This window comes from Streptomyces sp. NPDC048473 (assembly GCF_043200155.1).
GTDB lineage: Bacteria > Actinomycetota > Actinomycetes > Streptomycetales > Streptomycetaceae > Streptomyces.
Genome location: NZ_JBICXE010000001.1, coordinates 617996 through 639809, shown reverse-complemented (window position 1 = coordinate 639809; position 21814 = coordinate 617996). Strand labels below are relative to the sequence as shown.

Annotated in this window: 22 protein-coding genes, 1 other RNA gene and 1 pseudogene; 10 read left to right on the top strand and 14 right to left on the bottom strand. The window is 70.8% G+C overall.

Translation table 11 applies throughout. The features are described from left to right. Positions 1–107: 107 nt before the first annotated feature. The 5 genes from ACGFU7_RS02930 to ACGFU7_RS02910 form a co-directional block, all read right to left on the bottom strand. Positions 108–746, bottom strand: a complete 639-nt coding sequence (locus tag ACGFU7_RS02930) for a response regulator (RefSeq protein ID WP_393691645.1) — start codon at positions 744–746, stop codon at positions 108–110. A 57-nt stretch (positions 747–803) separates the two neighbouring features. Further along, positions 804–1700 (bottom strand): serine hydrolase, encoded by an 897-nt coding sequence (locus ACGFU7_RS02925; protein ID WP_393691643.1) that lies wholly within the window; start codon positions 1698–1700, stop codon positions 804–806. Positions 1701–1857: 157 nt separating this feature from the next. Further along, positions 1858–3123, bottom strand: a complete 1266-nt coding sequence (locus ACGFU7_RS02920) for a sensor histidine kinase (RefSeq protein WP_393691641.1) — start codon at positions 3121–3123, stop codon at positions 1858–1860. A 47-nt stretch (positions 3124–3170) separates the two neighbouring features. After that, entirely contained in the window at positions 3171–3893 is a 723-nt protein-coding gene (locus tag ACGFU7_RS02915) for an ABC transporter permease (RefSeq protein ID WP_393691639.1), read from the bottom strand. After that, positions 3893–4843: an ABC transporter ATP-binding protein gene (locus ACGFU7_RS02910; protein ID WP_393691637.1), complete on the bottom strand. Its 951-nt coding sequence runs from the start codon at positions 4841–4843 to the stop codon at positions 3893–3895. Before ACGFU7_RS02910 ends, ACGFU7_RS02915 begins: the two co-directional genes overlap by 1 nt. A 277-nt stretch (positions 4844–5120) precedes the next feature. Between ACGFU7_RS02910 and ACGFU7_RS02905 the strand changes: the two genes are divergently transcribed. From ACGFU7_RS02905 to ACGFU7_RS02895, 3 genes are all read left to right on the top strand, one after another. After that, positions 5121–5966: a MaoC/PaaZ C-terminal domain-containing protein gene (locus ACGFU7_RS02905; RefSeq protein WP_393691635.1), complete on the top strand. Its 846-nt coding sequence runs from the start codon at positions 5121–5123 to the stop codon at positions 5964–5966. 43 nt (positions 5967–6009) lie between these two features. After that, a complete protein-coding gene (locus ACGFU7_RS02900; protein ID WP_393691633.1) occupies positions 6010–7086 on the top strand; it encodes a Zn-dependent alcohol dehydrogenase in 1077 nt (358 codons plus the stop codon). 77 nt (positions 7087–7163) lie between these two features. Next, a complete protein-coding gene (locus ACGFU7_RS02895; RefSeq protein WP_393691631.1) occupies positions 7164–8105 on the top strand; it encodes a 3-oxoacyl-ACP reductase in 942 nt (313 codons plus the stop codon). 372 nt (positions 8106–8477) lie between these two features. On the opposite strand, the gene ACGFU7_RS02890 is transcribed toward ACGFU7_RS02895, so the two are convergent. Continuing rightward, the gene (locus tag ACGFU7_RS02890; protein ID WP_393691629.1) at positions 8478–9758 is read right to left on the bottom strand and encodes a hypothetical protein; all 1281 of its coding nucleotides are present in this window, start codon (positions 9756–9758) and stop codon (positions 8478–8480) included. Between the two features lie 198 nt (positions 9759–9956). Here ACGFU7_RS02890 and ACGFU7_RS02885 point away from each other — a divergent pair, with 198 nt between their 5' ends. The 4 genes from ACGFU7_RS02885 to ACGFU7_RS02870 all read left to right on the top strand — a co-directional run bounded on the left by ACGFU7_RS02885 (position 9957) and on the right by ACGFU7_RS02870 (position 13956). Then, complete coding sequence (locus ACGFU7_RS02885; protein ID WP_393691627.1) at positions 9957–11000, top strand: ABC transporter substrate-binding protein; 1044 nt, start codon at positions 9957–9959, stop codon at positions 10998–11000. Positions 11001–11084: 84 nt separating this feature from the next. Beyond that, positions 11085–11927, top strand: a complete 843-nt coding sequence (locus tag ACGFU7_RS02880; protein ID WP_393691625.1) for a Nif3-like dinuclear metal center hexameric protein — start codon at positions 11085–11087, stop codon at positions 11925–11927. After that, the gene (locus ACGFU7_RS02875; RefSeq protein ID WP_393691850.1) at positions 11924–12667 is read left to right on the top strand and encodes a zinc ribbon domain-containing protein; all 744 of its coding nucleotides are present in this window, start codon (positions 11924–11926) and stop codon (positions 12665–12667) included. Before ACGFU7_RS02880 ends, ACGFU7_RS02875 begins: the two co-directional genes overlap by 4 nt. Next, complete coding sequence (locus ACGFU7_RS02870; protein WP_393691623.1) at positions 12667–13956, top strand: bifunctional RNase H/acid phosphatase; 1290 nt, start codon at positions 12667–12669, stop codon at positions 13954–13956. Before ACGFU7_RS02875 ends, ACGFU7_RS02870 begins: the two co-directional genes overlap by 1 nt. Before the next feature lie 328 nt (positions 13957–14284). Here the strand turns inward: ACGFU7_RS02870 and eda are convergent, their stop codons facing one another. Further along, the gene (gene eda / locus ACGFU7_RS02865; protein WP_393691621.1) at positions 14285–14905 is read right to left on the bottom strand and encodes a bifunctional 4-hydroxy-2-oxoglutarate aldolase/2-dehydro-3-deoxy-phosphogluconate aldolase; all 621 of its coding nucleotides are present in this window, start codon (positions 14903–14905) and stop codon (positions 14285–14287) included. 74 nt (positions 14906–14979) lie between these two features. Continuing rightward, positions 14980–15780: a peroxide stress protein YaaA gene (yaaA, locus tag ACGFU7_RS02860; protein WP_393691619.1), complete on the bottom strand. Its 801-nt coding sequence runs from the start codon at positions 15778–15780 to the stop codon at positions 14980–14982. A 139-nt stretch (positions 15781–15919) separates the two neighbouring features. Between yaaA and ACGFU7_RS02855 the strand changes: the two genes are divergently transcribed. Further along, entirely contained in the window at positions 15920–17362 is a 1443-nt protein-coding gene (locus tag ACGFU7_RS02855) for an RNB domain-containing ribonuclease (protein WP_393691617.1), read from the top strand. Here ACGFU7_RS02855 and ACGFU7_RS02850 read toward each other — a convergent pair. Together ACGFU7_RS02850 and ACGFU7_RS02845 are read right to left on the bottom strand one after the other, a co-directional pair. Continuing rightward, on the bottom strand, positions 17307–18170 hold the full coding sequence (locus tag ACGFU7_RS02850; RefSeq protein ID WP_393691615.1) for a hypothetical protein: 864 nt from the start codon (positions 18168–18170) through the stop codon (positions 17307–17309). The genes ACGFU7_RS02855 and ACGFU7_RS02850 overlap by 56 nt on opposite strands. Continuing rightward, on the bottom strand, positions 18167–18910 hold the full coding sequence (locus ACGFU7_RS02845; RefSeq protein ID WP_393691613.1) for a MerR family transcriptional regulator: 744 nt from the start codon (positions 18908–18910) through the stop codon (positions 18167–18169). The genes ACGFU7_RS02850 and ACGFU7_RS02845 overlap by 4 nt, the downstream gene beginning before the upstream one ends. 179 nt (positions 18911–19089) lie before the next feature. On the opposite strand from ACGFU7_RS02845, the gene ACGFU7_RS02840 reads away from it, so the two are divergent. Then, on the top strand, positions 19090–19659 hold the full coding sequence (locus ACGFU7_RS02840) for a Uma2 family endonuclease (protein ID WP_393691848.1): 570 nt from the start codon (positions 19090–19092) through the stop codon (positions 19657–19659). 52 nt (positions 19660–19711) lie between these two features. Further along, positions 19712–20113, top strand: an RNA gene (gene rnpB, locus ACGFU7_RS02835) — RNase P RNA component class A. A 109-nt stretch (positions 20114–20222) separates the two neighbouring features. Here the strand turns inward: rnpB and ACGFU7_RS02830 are convergent. The 4 genes and pseudogenes from ACGFU7_RS02830 to ACGFU7_RS02815 all read right to left on the bottom strand — a co-directional run. Next, a complete protein-coding gene (locus tag ACGFU7_RS02830) occupies positions 20223–20588 on the bottom strand; it encodes a LysE family translocator (RefSeq protein WP_393691611.1) in 366 nt (121 codons plus the stop codon). Beyond that, entirely contained in the window at positions 20537–20905 is a 369-nt protein-coding gene (locus ACGFU7_RS02825; RefSeq protein WP_393691609.1) for a toxin-antitoxin system YwqK family antitoxin, read from the bottom strand. Before ACGFU7_RS02825 ends, ACGFU7_RS02830 begins: the two co-directional genes overlap by 52 nt. A gap of 154 nt (positions 20906–21059) precedes the next feature. Then, positions 21060–21446, bottom strand: a complete 387-nt coding sequence (locus ACGFU7_RS02820) for a YwqJ-related putative deaminase (RefSeq protein ID WP_393691607.1) — start codon at positions 21444–21446, stop codon at positions 21060–21062. 23 nt (positions 21447–21469) lie between these two features. Continuing rightward, a pseudogene (locus tag ACGFU7_RS02815) lies at positions 21470–21682 on the bottom strand (hypothetical protein); the annotation flags it as partial. Between the last annotated feature and the right edge of the window lie 132 nt (positions 21683–21814).

The following is a 21814-nucleotide window of genomic DNA, read 5'->3' as shown; positions in this document are numbered from 1 at the left end:
CGGGGCCGGGTGGCACGTGGCCACGGCATGTCCTCACGTGCCGGACGGGCGGGGAACCGGACCGGACCGGACACCGCCGTCGCCCGCCCGCCCCGTCCTTGGCCCGCCTACAGCCAGCCCTGCTGCCGCGCCGCCCGGACAGCCTCCATCCGGTTGCGCGTACCCGTCTTGCCGATCGCCGACGACAGATAGTTCCGTACCGTCGACTCGGACAGATGCAGCTTCGCCGCGATGTCGGCGACCGTCGCCCCGTCCACGGAGGCGTTCAACGCGTCCCGCTCCCGCGCGGTCAGCGGACTCGGTCCGGCGCTGAGCGCGGCGGCGGCCAGCGCCGGGTCGATGACCGTCTCACCCCTCAGCACCCGGCGGATCGCGGTGGCGAGTTCCTCGACGGGGCCGTCCTTGACCAGGAACCCCGCCGCCCCGGCCTCCATCGCCCGGCGCAGATAGCCGGGCCGGCCGAACGTGGTGAGGATCAGCACCCGGCAGTCCGGCACCTCCTCGCGCAGATCGGCGGCGGCGTCCAGACCGCTTCGGCCCGGGAGCTCGATGTCAAGGAGCGCCACATCGGGGCGCGACAGCAGCGCCGCATCCACGATCTCGTCCCCTGCGGCCACCTGCGCCACGACCTCGATGTCCGGTTCCAGGCCCAGCAGCAGGGCGAGCGCACCCCGCATCATGCCCTGGTCCTCGGCGAGGAGGACACGTACACACTTCGAGGGGCGCCCGCCGGGCATGTCAGTCATACGGCCAGCGTCTCAGACAGGGCACCCGCGTAGGTGTACGGCAGCCGCCGACCAGGCTCAGAGGGGCGGTTCGGTACCCGCGTTCTTCAGGATTTCGATGGCCAGGTTGTCGGTAGCCTCTGGCGGCCCGGAGAGGCGGTGGACCAGAACCCATCTGCCGTCCGTCATCGCGCCGGCGAAGACTGAGTCGTCGCGGGTGGCGCCGTTGTGCCAGAGCAGGGGGCCGGATGTCTGCCAGGACGGTGCGGGGTCGCCCAGTTTTCGGTCGACGAGCAGAGTGGTCACCAGACGGGCGGCCGCGCGCGGGGTGGCCCACAGCCCTCCGGCGGGCAGGATGGCACCGTTCATGGTCCAGGGGCGGCGCGGCCGGCCGAAGAGCCCGCGCCCGCGAAGCCGCCTGTCCTGCGGAGGGTCCGAGGTCACCTCGCTGACGTCCAGGGGCGTGAGCACGTACTGGTTCAGGAGATCCTCGTAAGGTGTGCGCGCCGCTGAGGAGAGCGCAGCGCCGAGGATGGCATAGCCGAGGTTGGAGTATTCCTCCGCCTCGCCCGGGGCGCTGGTGGTGAGGGAGTCGAGCCGATGTACGACGGCGTCCAGGGCCTGAGCGTCGAAGGAGGCATAAGGGTCGAGCCGTCGCAGACGCGGTGGAACCCTGGGCAGGCCGGCGGTGTGTTCCGCGAGGTGCCGCAGGGTTATGCCCGTGCCCGTCGGCACGGGGAGGAACTGTTCGAGCGGATCGTCGAGTTGGAGCACTCCTGCTGAAGCCAGCCGGACCAGCACGGTCCCGGTGAGTGCCTTGGTCAGCGAGCCGATCTGGACGAACTGGTCCAATTGATGGCCGTGGATGACCTGGGGAGCTTCGAAGCTGCTGAGAATACAGGTGGGTACCTGGGACATGGAGGACTTTCGGTCGGAGGTACGGGGGAACGCGCAGGCCGGTGTGCCGACGGGCATCCGATGCCGATTCCTCGCCACCCATCGGTAGATCACGTGAGCCGTCAGGCCGAGACGGGGAAGCCGCAGGCAGCGTAGAACGCCCCGAACGTAAACGGCGTCAGTGCCGGGCGCGTTGACGTGGTGAAGCAGTGCGGAACGGTGTTTCGGGCCCCGCTCACCGGCCCCGCGTGCGAGGCGAGTCCGAGGCGTCGCTGGAAGCGGCCTCGTCCGGCCCGTCCACCGGCAGTTCCGCGGTGAGCACGAAGCCGCGCTCCGGCCCCGGGCCCGCCCGGAGCGAGCCGCCCGCCGCGGCGAGGCGCTCGGTCAGGCCGGTCAGTCCGGTGCCGCCGATGCCGGGCGTGGCCGGTGCGTCGGGGTCGGGGCCGTAGCCGTCGTCCGTGACCGTCAGCCGGACCCGTTCGGATGTGCCGTCGACGACGAACGAGCAGGTGGTGGCGTTGGAGTGGCGTACGACATTGGTGACGGCCTCCCGTACCACCCAGCCCAGCAGCGCCTCCGTCTGCGGGGCGAGCGGCGGTCCCGAGCGGCGGAGCACCGGTTCGGTCCCGGCGGCGGTCAGCGCGGACCGGGCCCGGTCCAGTTCGGTGGCGAGGCTCCCCTCGCGGTAGCCGGTGACGGCCTCACGGATCTCGGTGAGGGCCTGGCGGCCGACGGACTCGATGTCCGCGACCTGGAGGAGCGCCGCATCCATGTCGCGCGGCGCGAGCCGGCGCGCGGCCTCCGACTTGACCACGATCACGGACAGCGTGTGGCCCAGCAGATCGTGCAGATCGCGGGAGAACCGCAGCCGTTCCTTCTCGACGGCGGTACGGGCCAGTTCCTGCCGGGTGGCGCGCAGTTCCATCACGGTCTCCGCGAGGGTGAGGATCGCGGCGGTCACCGCGCCCGAGATGAAGGTGCCGTATCCGATCGTCCACGGGTCCGAGCCGCCGTTTCCGCGCCACACGGCGATGAGGCTGGCGACCACGGCCAGGGAGAGCAGGCCGGCGGCCAGCTGCCGGTGGCGCAGGATGGTGCCGCAGGCCAGCGAGAGCAGCGGGAAGAACAGCAGCCAGCTCCCGCCGTAGCCGATCGCGAGCCCGAACGTGACGGTGGCCATCGCCGCGAGCAGCCAGTACGACACCGGACTCTCGCGCTTCTTCTTGTCGAAGCCGCGGAACACCACGGAGATGTAGAGGGAGTTGAAGGTGAACAGCCCGAGACCGCCGAGCCAGGGGTTGGGGGTCTCGCCCTGGAAGAGGTTGGAGAAGGCGCCCATGCCCATCAGGAGCCAGGGCAGCAGGGTGTACGGTCCGGGCGGGCCGGGGCGCCGGTCGTCGCGGCATCTGCGCCGCTCCCGCCATGTGCCCGTACGCCTACTCGTACCCGTACCCGTACCCGTACCCGTACTCGTCCCCGTGCCCGTTCGTCTCCTGGCCATGTCCACTCCTGCCACACGGTCTTCTCGTGTCACATGGTCCACTCCTGTCACACGGTCCTCGCGGACCGACGGTACGAGATCACGGCGTACGTACCGAACAGCAGGAGCCACGCGCAGAGCACGGCGATCGTGCCGGTGTCGGGCGCGTGCCCCTCGGTGGTCGCCCAGCCCAGGTCGGCGAACCGGTTGGCGGGGGTGAACCTGCCGATGGAACGCAGCCATTCGGGAAGCAGGTCCAGCGGGAACCACAGCCCGCCGACGATCGCGAAGCCCATCAGACAGGCCACATTGACGACGCCGGTGCCCTGCGGGGTGAGCCGGTAGCCGTTGCCGAGGCCGAGCAGGGTGAACGGCAGCGCGCCGATCCACAGCAGCAGTGCCAGAGCGATCCACTGCCAGGCGTCCAGCCGCACCCCGTTGAGCAGTCCGCCGGCCAGCAGCACCGTCAGGATCGTCGGCAGGACGGTCACCGAACCGCTGATCGCCCGGCCCACGACCGCCTGCGAAGGGGCGAGCGGGGTGACCCGCAGCTGCTGCAGCCAGCCGAGCGTCTTGTCGGAGGCGACCCCCGTACCGATCGACATGGCGGAGCCCAGTGCACCGTACGCGGCCATGCCGACCATCGAGGCCGTCTTCCAGCCGTCGACGCCCTCGCCCCCGCCGATGTTGGTGAAGAGCAGATACATCATCACCGGCATCCCGGTGCCGAAGATCAGGAAGAAGCCGTCACGCAGGGTCCTGCGCACTTCGAGCACGATGTAGCGGAACATCACACGGTCTCCCTCTCGGAATCGGTTGCGGGCGCTGCGGCGACCGGTGCGGTGAGGGCGAGGAACGCGTCCTCCAGCGTGGCCCGGGAGACCTGGAGGTCACGGATCGCGCCGAGGCGGGCCAGCTCCACGACGGTGGCGTCCGAGTCGTCCGTGTGCAGCAGCGCCCGGTCCCCGGACACCTCGACGGTGACGACGCCGGGCAGCAGCTCCAGGCCCTCGGTCGGCCGGCCCGCCAGGTCGAAGGAGACGAGACTGCTGCCGGCCGAGCCCCTGATCGTGTCGCCGCTGCCGTCTGCGACGATCCGGCCCCGGTCGATGACGACGATCCGGTCGGCGTTCTCGTCGGCCTCCTCCAGATAGTGGGTGGAGAAGAGGACGGTGTTGCCGCGCCGGGCGTAGGCCCGCATCGAGTCCCAGAACGTACGGCGCGCCTCCACGTCCAGGGCGGCCGTCGGCTCGTCCAGAACGATCAGTTCCGGGTTGCCGGCCAGTGCGACGGCGAAGCGGACGCGCTGGGTCTGGCCGCCGGAGAGTTTGTCGATGCGCCGGTTCGCGTACGCAGAGACGCCCGCCAGCGAGAGCGCCTCGGCCACCGGCATCGGCTGCGGGTAGGTCGAGGCGACGAAGGCGATCAGCTCGCGGACGGTGACCCGCTGGATGGGCCGCCCGTCCTGGAGCATGGCGCCGACCAGGCCGGCCCGTACCGCCTGCTCGGCGGTTCGGCCCAGCACCCGCACACTGCCGGAGTCCGGCTCGTTCAGACCCAGCAGAAGGCCGATGGTGGTGGACTTGCCCGCCCCGTTGCGGCCGAGCAGGGCGACGGTCTCGCCGCGGCCGATGGACAGATCGATTCCGTCCACGGCCCGTACGGTCCGCCCCGCCCGGCCGAAGGTCTTGACCGCCGCGGTGAGGACCACCGCGGCCGCGCTCCCCGTTGTCTGCTTCATGACCACGACGATACGGAGGGCGCCCCGGGTCCCGGCAGAGGTGTGCGTACGGACTTCGCGATGACATATGTCATGGCCCGGCGGCCGCCCGCGGATTGGATCTGACGCTACGTCAGCAGCAGTCTTCACAACTGCTGGGAGCTGCGTTATACATGGGAGTCATCGGCTAGAACGCGTTCTAGAACGGGCGCGGAGGCCGGTCCCGCACGACCTCGGTGCGGCCGACGGTGCGGACGGCCGCGCCGAGGTCTTCCCACCATCAAGGAGCAGCTTCCCCATGCCCATTGATGCCGAAAAGGCTGTCGCCGCCGAACCCCGGTCCACCCGGATCAGCTGGGACCACAAGGACGTCCAGCTCTACCACCTCGGGATCGGCGCGGGCGCCGGTCCCGGCGAGCTGCGCTACACCCTGGAGTCCCGGCTCCAGGTGCTGCCCTCCTTCGCCACCGTCGCGGGCGCGGGCATGGGAGTTGTCGGCGGACTCTCCTCGCCCGGCATCGACGTCGACCTCGCCGCCGTCCTGCACGGCGGGCAGAGCGTACGGGTGCACCGGCCGATCCCCGTGAAGGGCAGCGCCGTACAGACCTCGAAGGCCGCCGCCGTGTACGACAAGGGCAAGGCGGCCGTGCTGGTGCTGCGCACCGAGGCCGCCGACGACGAGGGCCCGCTGTGGACCAACGACGCCCAGATCTTCGTCCGGGGCGAGGGCGGCTTCGGCGGCGAACGCGGCCCCTCCGAGCGGGTCGCGTACCCAGCCGTCGCCCCCGACCACGTGGTGGAGCGGTCGATCCGCCCGGACCAGGCGCTGCTGTACCGCCTCTCCGGGGACTGGAACCCGCTCCACGCCGACCCCGAGTTCGCCAGGCTCGCAGGATTCGACCGGCCGATCCTGCACGGGCTGTGCACCTACGGCATGACACTCAAGGCCGTCACCGACACGTTGCTCGGTGGCGATGTGACCCGTATCCGCTCCTACCGCACCCGTTTCGCCGGGGTCGTCTTCCCCGGCGAGACCCTCCGTATCCAGATGTGGACCGGCAAGGACCGCGTCCGGGTCGAGGTGAGGGCCGTCGAGCGGGACGACGCCCCGGTCCTCGGCGACACCTTCGTCGAACACTCCTGAACCAACTCCAAGAGGTCCACAGGCCCATGAGGGGAGCCGCACCATGCGCGCAGCCGTACTGCACGAGATAGGTCAGGACAAACTGGAAGTCCTCGACGACGTCGAGGCGGTGGGCTTCGGCCCCGGCAAGGTCAAGCTCCGCATCCGGGCCACCGGACTGTGCCACTCCGATGTCTCCGCGATGAGCGGCGTGCTGCCGCAGCCCGCCCCCTTCATCCCGGGCCACGAGGGCGCGGGCGAGGTCGTCGACATCGGCGACGGTGTCACCGGGCTGAGCGCGGGGGACCGGGTACTGGTCTGCTGGCTGCCCGCATGCGGGGCGTGTCCGTCCTGCAAACGCGGCCAGACCCAGCTCTGCCTGGCCGGCTTCATGAACGCGGGAACCCCCAACTTCAAGCGCCCCGGGGGAGATGTCTTCGGCTTCGCGGGCACCGGCACCTTCACCGAGGAGGTCGTCGTCGGCGCGGGCTGCGCGGTGCCGATCCCCGACGACGTACCGTTCGAGATCGCCGCGCTGATCGGCTGCGGGGTGACCACCGGGCTGGGCGCGGCCATCAACACCGCACAGGTGGAGGCCGGTTCGTCGGTCGCCGTCATCGGCTGCGGCGGAGTCGGCATCTCCACGATCCAGGGCGCCAAGGTGCAGGGCGCCGCCCAGATCGTGGCCGTCGACCCGGTCGCCTCCCGTCGCGAGGCGGCACTGCGGTTCGGCGCGACCGAGGCCGTGTCCCCGGACGAACTCGCCGACGCCAAGCAGCGGATCACCGCGGGCGAGGGTTTCGACTACGTCTTCGAGGTCGTCGGCAAGTCGGCCACCGCCCGCACGGCGTACGAGAACACCCGGCGCGGCGGCACCCTCTGCATCGTCGGCGCGGGCGCGATGGACGACAACTTCCAGGTCAACATGTTCGAGCTGTTCTTCGACGAGAAGCGGATCCTGCCCTCCATGTACGGCGGAGGGGATGTGCTCCGGTCGTACGAACGGGCCATCGCGCTCTGGCGGGCCGGCCGGATCGACCTCGAATCGATGATCACCCACCGGGTGCGGCTCGACGGCATCAACGACGCCCTCGACCAGATGAGGACCGGCGAGTCGCTGCGCACCTGCATCGAGCTCTGACCCCCTCCAGCTCTGTCCCCATCCTGTCCCCACCCTGCCCCCTCCCTGCTTCCACCTGAGAGGACTCCGAGATTCCGATGTCACTTCCCCTGGACGGCATGTCCGCCATCGTCACGGGCGCGGGCCGCGGCCTCGGACGCGCCGAAGCGCTGGAACTGGCGCGGCTCGGCGCGTCCGTCGTCGTCAACGACTACGGGCAGCCGGGCCGCGACGGCTCCGGCGAGGCGTCCGCGACCCCCGCCGAGGAGGTCGCCGAGGAGATCCGGGCGGCGGGTGGCCGGGCGGTCGCACACCTCGGCGACGTCTCCGACCACGACCAGGCCCGTGCCCTGGTGGAGCTGGCCGTCGACACGTACGGAAAGCTCGACGTCCTGGTCAACAACGCGGGCATCCTGCGCGACCGAATGGTCTTCTCGATGACGGAGGACGAGTGGGACTCCGTCATCAGGGTCCACCTCAAGGGCCACTTCAACACCACGCACTTCGCCGCGTCCCACTGGCGCGCCCGCTCCAAGGAGTCCGGCGGCCCGGTCTACGGCCGGATCGTCAACACCTCGTCGGAGGCGTTCCTGGCCGGTTCGGCGGGCCAGCCGAACTACGCGGCGGCCAAGGGCGGCATCGTCGGCCTCACCACCTCCACGGCCCTGGCCCTGGCCAAGTACGGCGTCACCGCCAACGCCATCTGCCCGCGGGCCCGCACCCGGATGACCGAGGACGTCTTCGCGGGCTTCCAGGAACCGACGGACGGCCGGCTCGACGCGCTCGCCCCCGAGCATGTCTCGCCGCTGGTCGGCTATCTGGCCTCCCCGGCTGCCGCCAAGGTCAACGGGCAACTGCTCGTCGTGCACGGCGGAATGGTCGCGATCGTCGAACGCCCCAGGGTGGCGGCGAAGTTCGACTCGTCGAAGGAGACGTTCTCCTTCGACGAGCTGGACGAGCTGATCTCCCCGTACTACGAGGACCGCCCGACGGGCGAGACCTTCGCCGCGGCGGAGGTGCTCGGTCTGAAGCGGGGCTGACCGCAACGGAAACGGGTGGGCCCCGATAGCCGATCGGCTGCCGGGGCCCACCCGTCCCTCGTTGATGTTCCGCGCGGTCAGGCCGCCCTGCTGTTCCCCTCGGACGGGCGGCGGTGGCGGCCGTGCGGCTGTGCTGCCGTGTCCTCCATCGACACACCCCCTCGGTGCTTTCCGGAGCCGCCGGCTCCGGCCCATTCCGCGTCCGCCCCCGGCGGACGCGTCTGGGTCGTGTCGGTTCGGGCTTCAGACATGTGGGAAGTCACCCCGTTGTGATCGCTTACGTGTGTGTCACCAGGGCCGATCACGCCACCGCAACACGGCACGGTCACCGTCGGCGACCGATGTACGGCTGCGTAGCCCAGGCCCAGGATTTTAACCAGGCACCATGCGCCCCATGAGAGGCGCCTGCCCCAGTGGAATCGGCTTGCACATCGGTAGAGGCGCGGCGGCGGCGGACGGTTGCATACCGCTTTCCGCACCCGCGTGCATGCCGCATTCCGCGCCCGCTTCCGCCGCCGGTCCCGTGCCGCGTTCCCCGTCCACCGGCGCCTCCAGCAGTGCCACCCCGCACACCACGTTCTCGTTGGCGTACGGAAGTCTGAGTACGCCGTCCCGGGTCCACACCCCGCGACCGGCCTGCCACCCCTCGGGTGCGGCGAGTTGATGCAGCCGGCGCCCCGCCGGGCGCCACACCCCGAGCCAGCTGCCCGCCGCCCCGTCGATCCGCAGGGCCACCGCACAGCTCTCCGGCATCAGCATCTGCCCCGGCTGCACGGCGAACGGCGTCACCGCCACATCCGCCGGGCGCAGGCACTCCGGGAAACGCACCGGCAGACAGCTGCCCAGCACCCCCCATCCGAGCCGGTCGTGCCCCGGCGCGTCCGAGCGGATCAGCAGCAGCCCGCTGTCCGCGTCGGCGAGCAGCAGCCGGTCGTTGCTCTCCGGCGCGATCTGCAACAGCGGCGTCACCTCACCGCCCCGCTCCAGGTCCACGGCCACCGCCTTGACCGGACCGCCGCCCGGCATCTCCCGGTCCAGGGCCAGCATCCGCCCCGCCCGGTCCAGCCAGACCCCGCCGGAGCAGCGCCCCGGAACCTCCGCGACCTGCTCGGGCCCGAAGGCGCCGCCCGCCACCAGCCAGACGGCGGTGGAGTGCGCACCGGCCGACAGGGCGTATGCGCTCGCGCCGTCCGGTGACGGCGGCAACAGGGTCAGATCCGCGCATCCGACGGTGCCGAGCGGCAGTTCACCGGTACCGGGGCCGGTCGGATAGAGCAGCGAGAACGCATGCCGGTCCGCGACCCGGCGTCGGATCAGCACCCGCCCGTCGGCCAGCGGCAGCACCTGGGAGTCCGGCTCCTCCGGCTGATCGAGGGGGAGCGGCACCGCGTACGGCTCGTGCCCGTCGAGCGTCCAGCGCTCCACGAACCACGCCTGCGCGGCCTCGTTGGAGGCCTCCGCGGCGACGTTGCGGAGGGCGAGCCGGGCCGCGTACGAACCGTCCGCGGCAATCGTGAACGTGGGCGGGGCGAGGGCGGCCCCCGTGGGCACGCCCGGTTCACCCGGCTCGTCGTCTTCCAGCACCGCGTCCCCGGCGTCCCCGGCGGACCCGGCCGCCTCCGCGGTCTCGTTCTCGATGGCACAGGCAGTCATGGACTGGTCACCTCCGGCAACCGAAGCTAGTTTTCGCACTTCCTGCCGAACAACACGAGACCCGCCACTTCACACATAAGGGTGGTGATGCCCGGATTCGCCTGAGGGTGAGGGGGTGCCTGTGCTCGGCGCGAGACGTGGTGAGTAAGGTAAGGCAGCCCTAAGCGATACTTGTGTGACCTTGAACTGGAGCAAGTGATGTCCCTTCGTCGCCGCGGTACTGCCGCAGTCGGCCTGGCAGTGGCTGCCGCCCTTTCCCTCTCGGCCTGCGGGGGCGACGACGGAGGTTCGGGCGGCTCGGCCAAGTCCGAGGGCGGCGGTGACAAGAAGGCGGCCGTCGCGACGGGCGGCAAGGACTTCGCCGACGCCGCGAAGAAGACGGCGGAGTACGGGACGGACGCCAAGGCCGGCCAGTTCCCCCGGACCCTCACCCACGCCATGGGCAAGACCGAGATCAAGTCCGCCCCCAAGCGAGTCGTCGTGCTGGACGTCGGCGAGTTCGACAACGTCGTCTCGCTGGGTGTGAAGCCGGTCGGCTACGCCCCCTCCGAGGGCGACGCGTCCGTCCCCTCGTACCTGAAGAAGGCGGCGGGCAACCCGAAGAACGTCGGCACGATCAACAACCTCAACCTTGAGGCGATCGCCGGCCTGAAGCCCGACCTGATCCTCGGCAGCCAGCTGCGCGCCGCCGACAAGTACGACGCGCTCTCCAAGATCGCGCCGACCGTGTTCTCCATCCGCCCGGGCTTCACCTGGAAGGAGAACTACCTCCTCAACGCCGAGGCACTGGACAAGACCGCCGAGGCGAAGAGCAAGCTGGGCGCCTACGAGGCGAAGGCGAAGAAGCTCGGCGAGGACGTCGGCCCGAACAAGCCGACCGTCTCCATGGTCCGCTACATGCCGGACCGGATCCGTCTCTACGCCAAGGCGTCCTTCATCGGCACCATCCTCGACGACGCCGGTCTGCCGCGGCCCAAGAACCAGCAGATCAACGACCTCGCCGTGGAGGTCAGCCCGGAGAAGATCGACGAGGCCGACGCCGACTGGATCTTCACCGGCGTCTACGGCGACGTGAAGGCCACCAAGCGTGACACCACCCAGTCCAACCCGCTGTGGAAGAACCTCAAGGCGGTCAAGGACGGCCGGGCCAAGGACGTCTCCGACGAGACCTGGTACCTCGGCCTCGGTGTCACGGCCGCGAACCTGGTCCTCGACGACCTCCGTGCCGACCTCGTGAAGTAACGATTCACTGGCACGCTGTGGCCCGTCAGCACGGGTCACCGAAGCCATGGGCGACGGGGCACGGAGGACAGGTAGCCTTTCCTTGTGCCCCGTCTGTCTGAAGTCCTCGCCGAGCTCGACGCTCTCTGGCCGCCCGAGCGGGCCGAAGACTGGGACGCGGTCGGCACCGTCTGCGGAGATCCGGCATCGCAGGTCGACCGTGTGCTCTTCGCCGTCGACCCCGTCCAGGAGATCGCCGACGAGGCAATCGGGCTCGGCGCCCAGCTGATCGTCACCCACCACCCGCTCTATCTGCGGGGTACGACGACGGTGGCGGCCGACACCTTCAAGGGCCGGGTCGTGCACACCCTCATCAAGCACGACATCGCGCTGCACGTCGCCCACACCAACGCCGACACCGCCGACCCGGGCGTCTCCGACGCCCTCGCCGGTGCGCTCGACCTGCGCGTCGAGGGTCCCCTCGTACCGGATCCGGCCGACCCCAAGGGCCGTCGCGGCCTCGGCCGGATCTGTGTGCTCGACCACCCCGAGAGCCTGGCCGACTTCGCCGCCCGCGCCGCCGCCCGGCTGCCCGCCACCGCGCAGGGCATCCGGCTCGCGGGCGACCCGGCGGCGACGGTGCACACCGTCGCGGTCAGCGGCGGCTCCGGCGACAGCCTCTTCGACGCGGTGCGCGCCGCCGGCGTCGACGCCTTCCTCACCGCCGACCTGCGCCACCACCCGGCCTCCGAAGCCATCCAGCGCTCCCCGCTCGCCCTGGTCGACGCCGCACACTGGGCCACCGAATGGCCCTGGTGCGAACAGGCCGCAGCGCAGCTCGACGCGATTTCCGACCGCCACGGATGGGACCTGCGGGTCCATGTCTCGAACCAGGTCACCGACCCCTGGACCACCACCACCCACCACTCTTCTGGAGCCCCCAACTGAACGCCGCGCCCGCCGACCAGATCCGACTCCTTGACGTCCAGGCCCTCGACGTACGCCTGTCGCAGCTTGCGCACCGGCGCAAGTCGCTGCCCGAGCACACCGAGATCGAGTCGCTCACCAGCGACCTCGCGCAACTGCGTGACCTGCTGGTCGCCTCGCAGACCGAGGAGAGCGACACCGCCCGCGAGCAGACCAAGGCGGAGCAGGACGTCGACCAGGTGCGCCAGCGCGCCACCCGTGACCAGCAGCGCCTCGACTCGGGTGCGGTCACCTCGCCCAAGGACCTGGAGAGCCTCCAGCGCGAGATCGCCTCGCTGGCCAAGCGCCAGGGCGACCTGGAGGACGTCGTCCTCGAAGTGATGGAGCGCCGCGAGTCCGCCCAGGAGCGCGTCACCGAGCTGTCCGACCGGGTCTCCGCCGTCCAGGCCAAGGCCGACGACGCGACCGCCCGCCGTGACGCCGCGACCAAGGAGCTCGACGAGGAGGCCGCGACCGTAACCAAGGAGCGCGAGATCGTCGCCGGTTCCGTCCCCGCGGACCTGCTGAAGCTGTACGACAAGCTCCGCTTCCAGCAGGGCGGGGTCGGCGCAGCCCGCCTCTACCAGCGCCGCTGCGAGGGCTGCCGGCTCGAGCTGAACATCACCGAGGTCAACGACGTGAAGGCGGCGTCCCCGGACACGGTGCTGCGCTGCGAGAACTGCCACCGCATTCTGGTCCGTACGGCGGAGTCGGGCCTGTAATGACCCAGCCGCGCCGGTTCGTCATCGAGGCCGACGGCGGCTCCCGGGGCAACCCCGGGCCCGCCGGTTACGGTGCGGTCGTCATCGACCCGGTGACGGGGGAGACCCTTGCCGAGGCCGCCGAGTACATCGGCGTCGCGACGAACAACGTCGCCGAGTACAAGGGCCTCATCGCGGGCCTGAAGGCGGCGAAGGCGCTGGTGCCGGACGCCTCGGCGGACGGTGCGCTCCAGGTGCGGGTCCGGATGGACTCCAAGCTGGTCGTGGAACAGATGTCGGGCCGCTGGAAGATCAAGCACCCCGACATGAAGCCGCTCGCGGCGGAGGCCGCCAGGATTCTGCCGGCCTCCGCCGTCACGTACGAGTGGATCCCGCGCGAGAAGAACAAGCACGCGGACCGGCTCGCCAACGAGGCGATGGACGCGGGCAAGCGTGGCAAACAGTGGGAGCCGTCGTCGTCGACGGCCGCCCTCGACACCCCCCGGCCCTCGACGACCGCCGGCCTGCCGCCCGTCTCCGGCCCGCCCGGCGACGCGGCAGCGGGCGCGGCCAGGGCCCGCGCGGCCCTGGCCTCCCGCCCGGGAGCCGGGACGGGCACGGCAACGGCCACGGCTGCCGCATCCCCGAGCGCACCCCAGGTGGGCTGGGCCGCTGCGCCCGATCTCGGCGCACCCACCACCTTCGTACTGCTCCGGCACGGCGAGACGGCCCTCACCCCCGAGAAGCGGTTCTCGGGCAGCGGCGGGAGCGACCCCGAACTCTCGGCGACCGGCCGCCACCAGGCCGAACGCATCGCCCAGTCGCTGGTCGCCCGCGGCACGATCGAGGAGATCGTCAGCTCCCCGCTGCGCCGCTGCCGCGAAACAGCGGCCGCGGTGGCGGCCCGGCTCGGCCTGGAGGTCCGGATCGAGGACGGCCTGCGCGAGACGGACTTCGGCGCCTGGGAGGGTCTGACGTTCGCCGAGGTGCGTGAGCGTTACGGCCCCGACCTGGACGCCTGGCTCGCCTCCGCGAAGGCGGTCCCCACCGGGGGCGGCGAGAGCTTCGCCGCGGTCGCCCGCCGCGTCGCGGCCACCCGCGACCGCCTCACCGCCCGCTACGCGGGCCGCACGGTCCTCCTGGTCACCCATGTGACGCCGATCAAGACCCTGGTCCGGCTGGCGCTGGGCGCCCCGCCGGAAGCCATGTTCCGTATGGAACTCTCGGCGGCCTCGGTGTCCGCGGTGGCGTACTACGCGGACGGCAACGCGTCACTGAGACTGCTGAACGACACGTCGCACCTGCGATAGCGAGCGGAGGCTCCCACGTGGGCGTGGGTGCTGCGGGGGCAGGGGGCGCTTCCTTGGCGGTGTGATGCTGCTGTGGGTGCTCCGGCGGGGGAATGGAGCGGTTCCTTGGCGGTGTGATGCTGCTGTGGGTGCTCCGGCGGGGGAGCGGAGCGGCTCCCCGGCGGCGCGAAGCTGCCGTGGGTGCTCCGGGGTGGGCAATGGAGCGACTCCTTGGCGGCGCGAAGCCGCCGCTTCCTCAGGGGGTGGCGGGGGTACCCCGCACCCCCGCTCCCACCCACCGGGGTCCGGGGCGGAGCCCCGGTTTCGGGAAGGGGCGGGTAGGGGAAAATCAGCCGCGCAGCGCCGCCGCCTCGCTCGCCAGCCGCTCCACCCGCGCCCAGTCCTTCGCCGCCACCGCATCTCCCGGCACCATCCAACTGCCGCCCACGCAGCCGACGTTGGGCAGCGCCAGATAGGACGGCGCGGAGGCGAGCGAGATGCCGCCCGTGGGGCAGAACCGGGCCTGCGGCAGCGGCGAGGAGAGCGACTTCAGATACGCCGTACCGCCCGCCGCCTCCGCCGGGAAGAACTTCATCTCGGTCACCCCGCGCTCCAGCAGCGCGACCACCTCGGACGTCGTCGAGACGCCCGGCAGGAACGGCACCCCCGATGCCTTCATCGCATCCAGCAGCGTGTCCGTCCAGCCGGGGCTGACCAGGAACCGGGCCCCCGCGGCGACGGTGTCGGAGACGTTCCGTACGGATATCACCGTGCCGGCCCCCACCACCGCGTCCGGCACCTCGGCCGCGATGGCCTTGATCGCGTCCAGTGCCGCAGCGGTGCGCAGCGTCACCTCGATGGCCGGGAGCCCGCCCGCGACCAGGGCCCGGGCGAGCGGCACCGCGTCGGTGGCGTCCTCCAGGACGACAACGGGGACGACGGCGGCAAGGTCCAGCACGGAGGAGGTCATGCGCTCATCTTGCCGCGCCCACAGCGCAGAACGCAACGACCGTTGCATATGCTGCAATGCAATGGACTCCCGGTTCAGTGGATCTCGGTCACCACGACATCGATCGACCACGCCCGCCCGGCCCGTGCGGGGGCCTCGGCCTCCACCACGTACCCGAGCTCCCGCAATGTCTCCACCAGCTCCGCGGGCCCCTTCGGCCGGGCGCCCGCCAGCAGCAGATCGCGGACCATCCGCCCCTTCGTCGCCTTGTTGAAGTGGCTGACCACGGACCGCTTCTCGACCCCGTTCACCATCTGGGAGTGCAGCACCCGCACGCTCGCCGTGCGCTCTGCCACCGCACCCGTCGGCTTCCAGGCCGCGGTGTACGCGGAGGACCGCAGATCCAGGACGAGTCCGTCCCCGGCCGCCTCCGGCATGACCTCCGCCATCGGGTCGCGCCAGTACGCCCCGAGCGCGCCCAGCCCCGGCAGCTTCACGCCCATCGAGCAGCGGTACGAAGGAATCCGGTCGCCCACCCGCACGGCGCCCCACAGCCCGGAGAACACCAGCAACGACTTGCCGGCCCGCCGCCTGGCCGCCGTGTCCAGGGAGGCCAGATCCAGGGCGTCGTACAGCACCCCCGTGTAGATCTCCCCGGCCGGACGCGTCCCCGCCGTCCGCAGCCCGACGTTCTTCGCGATCTCGCCGCGCAGCCCTTCGCTCAGCCCGAGCACCTCACGGGCCTTCTCCTCGTCCGCCGCACACAGCTCGACCAGCTCGTCGAGGACCGCGGCCCGCGCAGCGGCCAGGCCCGGCAGCGACAGCGACTCCGGCTTCAGGGGTGCTCCGCGCCCCGACGCGGCCTTTCCTTCGGAGGGCGGCAACAGCACGAGCACGGCGGTTCTCCTTCGTACGTACGCACAGGCAAGCGGGCTGCGGAGGCCCGCGCACCAGCGTAAGGGGACACCGGCAGCGGACCGGAGCCTGTCCGGCACCCGGGATGCCGCCCGGCCCGCCCCGCCATACGCTCGGTCCATGCCCCGCCGCCATCTCCATATGACCGGGCCGGCCGAGACTCCGCTGAGGGCGGCCCTGCGCAAGCTGCGCACCGAGCTCGAACTGCCCGACGGCTTTCCGCCCGACGTCCTCGCCGAGGCGGCACAGGCGGTGAAGGACCCGGCGGTGTCCGCCCACAAGGACGCGACGGACCTGCCGTTCTTCACCATCGACCCGCCCACGTCGACCGACCTCGACCAGGCCATGCACCTCGAACGCCGCCGCCAGGGTTTCCGCGTGCACTACGCCATCGCCGATGTCGCCGCCTTCGTACGCCCCGGCGGCGCACTCGACACCGAGGCCCATCGCCGGGTGACGACCCTCTACTTCCCCGACGGCAAGGTGCCGCTCCACCCCACCGTGCTCTCCGAGGGCGCCGCCAGCCTCCTCCCCGGACAGACCCGCCCCGCCCTGCTCTGGCAGATCGACCTGGACTCCGAGGGCGGCGCCGTCTCCACCTCGGTACGCCGGGCCCTCGTCCGCAGCCGCGCCAAGCTCGACTACGCGGGCGTCCAGCGGCAGATCGACACGGGCACCGCCGAAGAGCCCCTGGCGCTGCTCCAGGACATCGGACGGCTCCGCGAGGAGCAGGAGGTCGCCCGCGGCGGCATCTCCCTCAACGTGCCCGAGCAGGAGATCGTCGAGCGCGACGGCACGTACGGCCTCGAATACCGCGCCCCGCTGCCCGCCGACGGCTGGAACGCCCAGATCTCCCTCCTCACCGGCATGGCCGCCGCCCACCTCATGACTCAGACCGGCACCGGCATCCTGCGGACCCTGCCGGTCGCCCCCGACGGCGCCGTGGCCCGGCTCCGGCGTTCGGCCGAGGCGCTGCACATCGACTGGCCGCACCATGTCCCGTACGCCCAGGTCGTCCGCTCCCTCGACCCGAGGAGGACCAACCACGCCGCGTTCCTCCAGGAGTGCACCACCCTTTTGCGCGGCGCCGGCTACACCGTCTTCGACCACGGCGAACTCCCCACCCCCGCCGTCCACGCCGCCGTCGCCGACCTCTACACGCACTGCACCGCCCCGCTGCGCCGACTCGTCGACCGGTACGCGGCCGAGCTGTGCCTCGCCGCCGTCGCGGAACAGGACCCGCCCGAGTGGGTCCTCGCCGCGCTGCCCGGCCTGCCGAAGGAGATGGCGGACGGAACCAGGCGCGCCAACACGGTGGAGCGCGAGTGCGTCGACGTGGTCGAGGCAGCGCTGCTCAAGGACCGGATCGGTGAGGTCTTCGACGCGTACGTGGTCGACGTGAAGGAACAGGAGCCCACCACGGGCACCGTCCACATCGACGACCCGGCCGTCGTCGCCCGGGTCGAGGGCGGCACGGCGAGGCTCCCGCTGGGGGAGCGGCTGCGGGTCAGGCTCGCCCAGGCGGATCCTGGCTCGGCGAAGGTCCTCTTCGCCCCCGCGTGAGCGCGGCCACGGCGGCACCCGGATCATCCGCGTGGAACCGCACCGTCCGCGCCGACCCGCGCTTCCCGAGCGGCCGCACGAACGCCACCGCAGAGACCAGCTCCACGGTCACCGTCGTCTGACCGCCCACGACGAGGTCGAGAACCCCGTCCGCACCCAGCCGCACCGGTCCGCCCTCGGGATAACGCCGCTCGACCCGCGCACCGGCGACCATGCCTGCGGGAACGCGCAGGTCGAACAGCCCGCCGTACCGAATCCGCAAAGCCCCGTCGACGTCCACCACATGCGGCCGGGTCACACACGCGGCATGGAAGCCGAGCACCAGAACCACCCCGTACACATCGAGCACCAGCAGAACCCTGTGCACGACCGGCCACGGGATCAGCAGCGCCAGCATCACCGTCTCGACCAGGGCGACGAAGACCAGGCCGTACACCATGGCGGTCTGCGGCCCGGTGTACGGGACGGCAAGGGCGCCCTCCGGCACGGCATGACGCCGCCGCAGCACCCACAGCCCGAGACTGTGCAGGGCGCGCACCTCGTGGGCGACGAGACGGCGCACCTTCTCGGGCACGACGGTACGGAGCGCCGCACCCACCGCCTCCCGCCGCCCGGCACCCGCGCGCCGGCCCACGAGCCAGAGCCGCCACAGGACCACGCCCTCGAACCCGAGCGCGGCGACCACCAGGGCCTCGGCACCGAGCAGAACCGCACCCGGTATCCGGACCCCCGCCAGCAGGCAGCCGCCCAGACCCAATTCGACAGCCGGCACAGCCCCCACGGCATACCGTGCAATCCGCACGCTCATCCTGTTCCTCTCCCCGCCACGCGTGCCGTCATGGCTGCCATCACCCGGCGCACCACCTCGGCCTGCGCGGGCGCGTAGTCATCGAGCAGGGCCTGACCGAACCCCGTCATCGCCGGGCCGCCGGAGGGGATCGCCGCCAGCACCTCGTCCGGCACGGCGGCGGCCAGATCGGCGGCGAGCGGAGAGATCCGCGGATCGTCCACGGGCGCCGCAGCCAGTGCGTCCAGCCGCTCGTACAGTGCGTGCACGGCAGGGTCCTCGGCCATGGGCCGCAACGCGGCGTAGACCTCACTGCCGACGCCCAGCGTGTCCAGCAGCACCAGGTGCTCGCGGTCCTTGGCGGCCATCGGGGAGCCGGTGGCCGGAGCCGTGCCCAGCAGCTCGGCCAGCGCGGGCGATACGAGCTCCTCGGCGCTCACCGGGCCGTCCAGCAACCGGGCCAGCCGACGCCGCCGCTCCCGGATCTCGTTCTCCTGCCGGGCCAGATCCGCATCCAACTCGACGAGCACTTCGACGAGTTCGCGCCCGGCGTCATCGGCGAGGACGTCCCGTACCTCGTCCAGACCGAGCCCGAGCTCGGTGAGCCGCCGGATCCGGGCCAGCACCACGGCGTCGCGCACGCTGTAGGCGCGGTAGCCGTTGGCCCGGCGCCCGGGCTCGGGAAGCAGTCCGATGTGGTGGTAGTGCCGGATCGCCCGCGAGGTGACCCCGACGAGCGCGGCGATCTCTCCGATGCGCATGAGTCCAGTAGAAACGTTGACGCAACGACAGGGTCAAGTACTCCCCGCACCCGTCCGCATCTGACAACTCCGCACCCTGCTGTGCCACGATCGAAGGAAGCACTCCCAACTCACGGACGGCTGATCCACTGATGTCCCAATCTGGCGAGCGACCGAGGAAGGGGCGTGACATGACTGCCATGCCGCACGAACCGCTCACGCAGGCGGACGTCCTGCTGGAGGGCTTCCTGGCGCTGGATACGCCGGAGGGCTTCCGGGCCGAGCTGATCGAGGGGGAGATTGTCGTGACGCCGCCGCCGGACGGGGACCACGAGGACTACATCAGCCTGATTCTGAAGCAGGTGATCAGGCTCGCCCGGATCGACATGGACTTTTCCGGGAACAAGGGACTGAAGCTGAAGAGCGGCGGCCGCTGCCCCAAGAATCACGTCATTCCCGACGGCACCTTCGCCCCCACCGAGCTACGTCTGTACCGGGGAGCCGAACCCTGGATGCCGTGCGAGGGGGTGGCCCTCGTCGTCGAGGTCACCTCGTCCAAGCCCCGGGCCGACCGCACGGACAAGCGTCACTGCTACGCCCGCGGACCCGTCCCCCTCCACCTCCTGGTCGACCGTGAGCAGTCTTCGGTCACGCTGTTCAGCGACCCGGAGGGGGCCGACTACCGTCAGCACTGCACGATTCCGTTCGGTAAGCCGCTTTCCCTTCCCGCTCCGTTCGCCTTCGACCTGGAGACCGAGGCGTTCATCTGAGCGCCCCGTCCGGCGGCCCCCACCAGGCGGGTAGCATGGTCGGCACGGCAGACGAGCCGGGCGGACGGCCGCGTGGGGATCCTCGGATCCCCCCGAGGAACGTCCGGGCTCCACAGGGCAGGGTGATGGCTAACGGCCACCCGGGGTGACCCGCGGGACAGTGCCACAGAAAACAGACCGCCGGGGACTTCGGTCCTCGGTAAGGGTGAAACGGTGGTGTAAGAGACCACCAGCGCCTGAGGTGACTCAGGCGGCTAGGTAAACCCCACCCGGAGCAAGGTCAAGAGGGGCCGTCGCAAGACGGCCCTGCGCGAATGTTCGAGGGCTGCCCGCCCGAGTTCGCGGGTAGACCGCACGAGGCCGGCAGCAATGCCGGTCCTAGATGGATGGCCGTCTCCCCGGCCGCCGCGAGGCGACCGGGCGACAGAACCCGGCGTACAGCCCGACTCGTCTGCCGCTCTCAGGCTCAGAGGTGCGCCATATGTGCACCTCCGAGGTGACATCGCGGGCCATCCCGGTGACGCCGTTCCAGGAGGGCGGCGGGCCGCGTCCCGGGCCGGGCGTCATCCGCCGAGTGCCAGGCGGACCGCGAAGGCGCTGAAGATCACGGCGGTGAGTCCATGAGCGACGCGCGCCGTCCCGGCGGAGTGCATATGCCGGGCGAACCGGTGTACCAGCCGCATCCAGATCAGAAGCCAGATGAGCCCCGTAGCGAGATAGCAGGTGGCCGGGAGAACAACGCCGACCGCCGGGTCCATCCCGGACGGTACGAACTGCGGCAGGAAAGCCATCAAGAAGATGCCAACCTTGGGTTGGAGCCCGTGCACAGCAGCCCTTCGACGCGCAGTCGGCGTCACCTGCGAAGCCGTCGGGGAACTCAGTCCTCGCTCTTGCGCCAGTCCTTCGTGGGCTGGCCCTCTTCGTCCCATCGGCGGTCCGCCGGCATGGTCAGACCGTCTTCGGCGAACACCACCTCGGCGGCGAGCGTGCCGTTCGGGTGCCATTGCCTTGACACCCCTACCGGACGCCCCTCGCGGGCCGTTGCCTCGGACCGGAGTGTGCCGTCCTTGTACCACTCACGGCTGGGACCGTGCTGCACCCCGGCCACGTAGGAATCCAGGCTGACAACAGCATCCCCCAGGTGCTCCTCGACCTCGCCGGTGAAGAGTTCCCCCCGGTACAGCAGGCGCTGTCCCTGATCCATGTCGACCTCGGGGTCGTCGATGTCGATTCGCTGCAGTTCCATGAGGGAATCCAGTTCTCCGGGCCGAGCAGCAGGAGAGCGCGCGCCGAGGGGCGTCTGTCGCGTACGCAGCAGGCTGAGCGCAGCCCTTGAGGTCGCGCGGTATCCGTGCGTCGGAAGGCGTGGCCAGAAGCCGTCGGGACGCGGCGTTGCAGCTTCAGGAGATCACACGCACGCCCAACTCCTGAAGAAGGAGTTGGCAGACACTGCACGGTTCGGTGACCTTGCCGTGATCGGGGTGCCCGTGGCCGCGAATCATCTTGGAGACGATGGCGGATTCCTCGAAGTGGGGCGCCGTTTCGCCGAGGGTCGTCGTGCCACCGTCGCTTCGTGCGGAGTCGAGCGCCCACAACTGGTCGGACAACAGAGCTGATTCGGCGCAGCGTCCGGTGAAGAGCTTGCGTACGTCGGTCGGCAGTGAGTTGACGAACGCCCAGATGGCCGGGTGGAGCTTGGCGGCGCCTTCCCCGATCAAGCTGGTGTGACTGACTACCTGGCCGCCGATAAGCAGGGAAGAGGCTACAGCGGGGAACTGCTCAGACAAAGAAATCCTCCGCGTCAGGGTCTCAACGCCGACAGCGAACCGTTCAACGCGGCTGTGATCTCGTCCGACCGCCCCTTGAACGAATCGAACGCCGCACGCCCCGCACCGTTGAACTTCCCCTCCAACGGCGCTGCGGCCTGCACCAACTGACGAATCAACGTCCCCAGATCAGTACTCGACCCACGCGACTTCGACGTCAGAGTCGACAGAACCTGCGCCCCCATGTCGAACTTCATCAAGTCCCCCTGCCAAGCCAATCGATCGTCTGTGGCTTCGGGCCTATCAACTCCGGGATGACCGATGCAATCGCGGCAAACTCCTGTGACACACGCATGACAGCCGAACGGGGTGTGATGCGCCGGGCCACA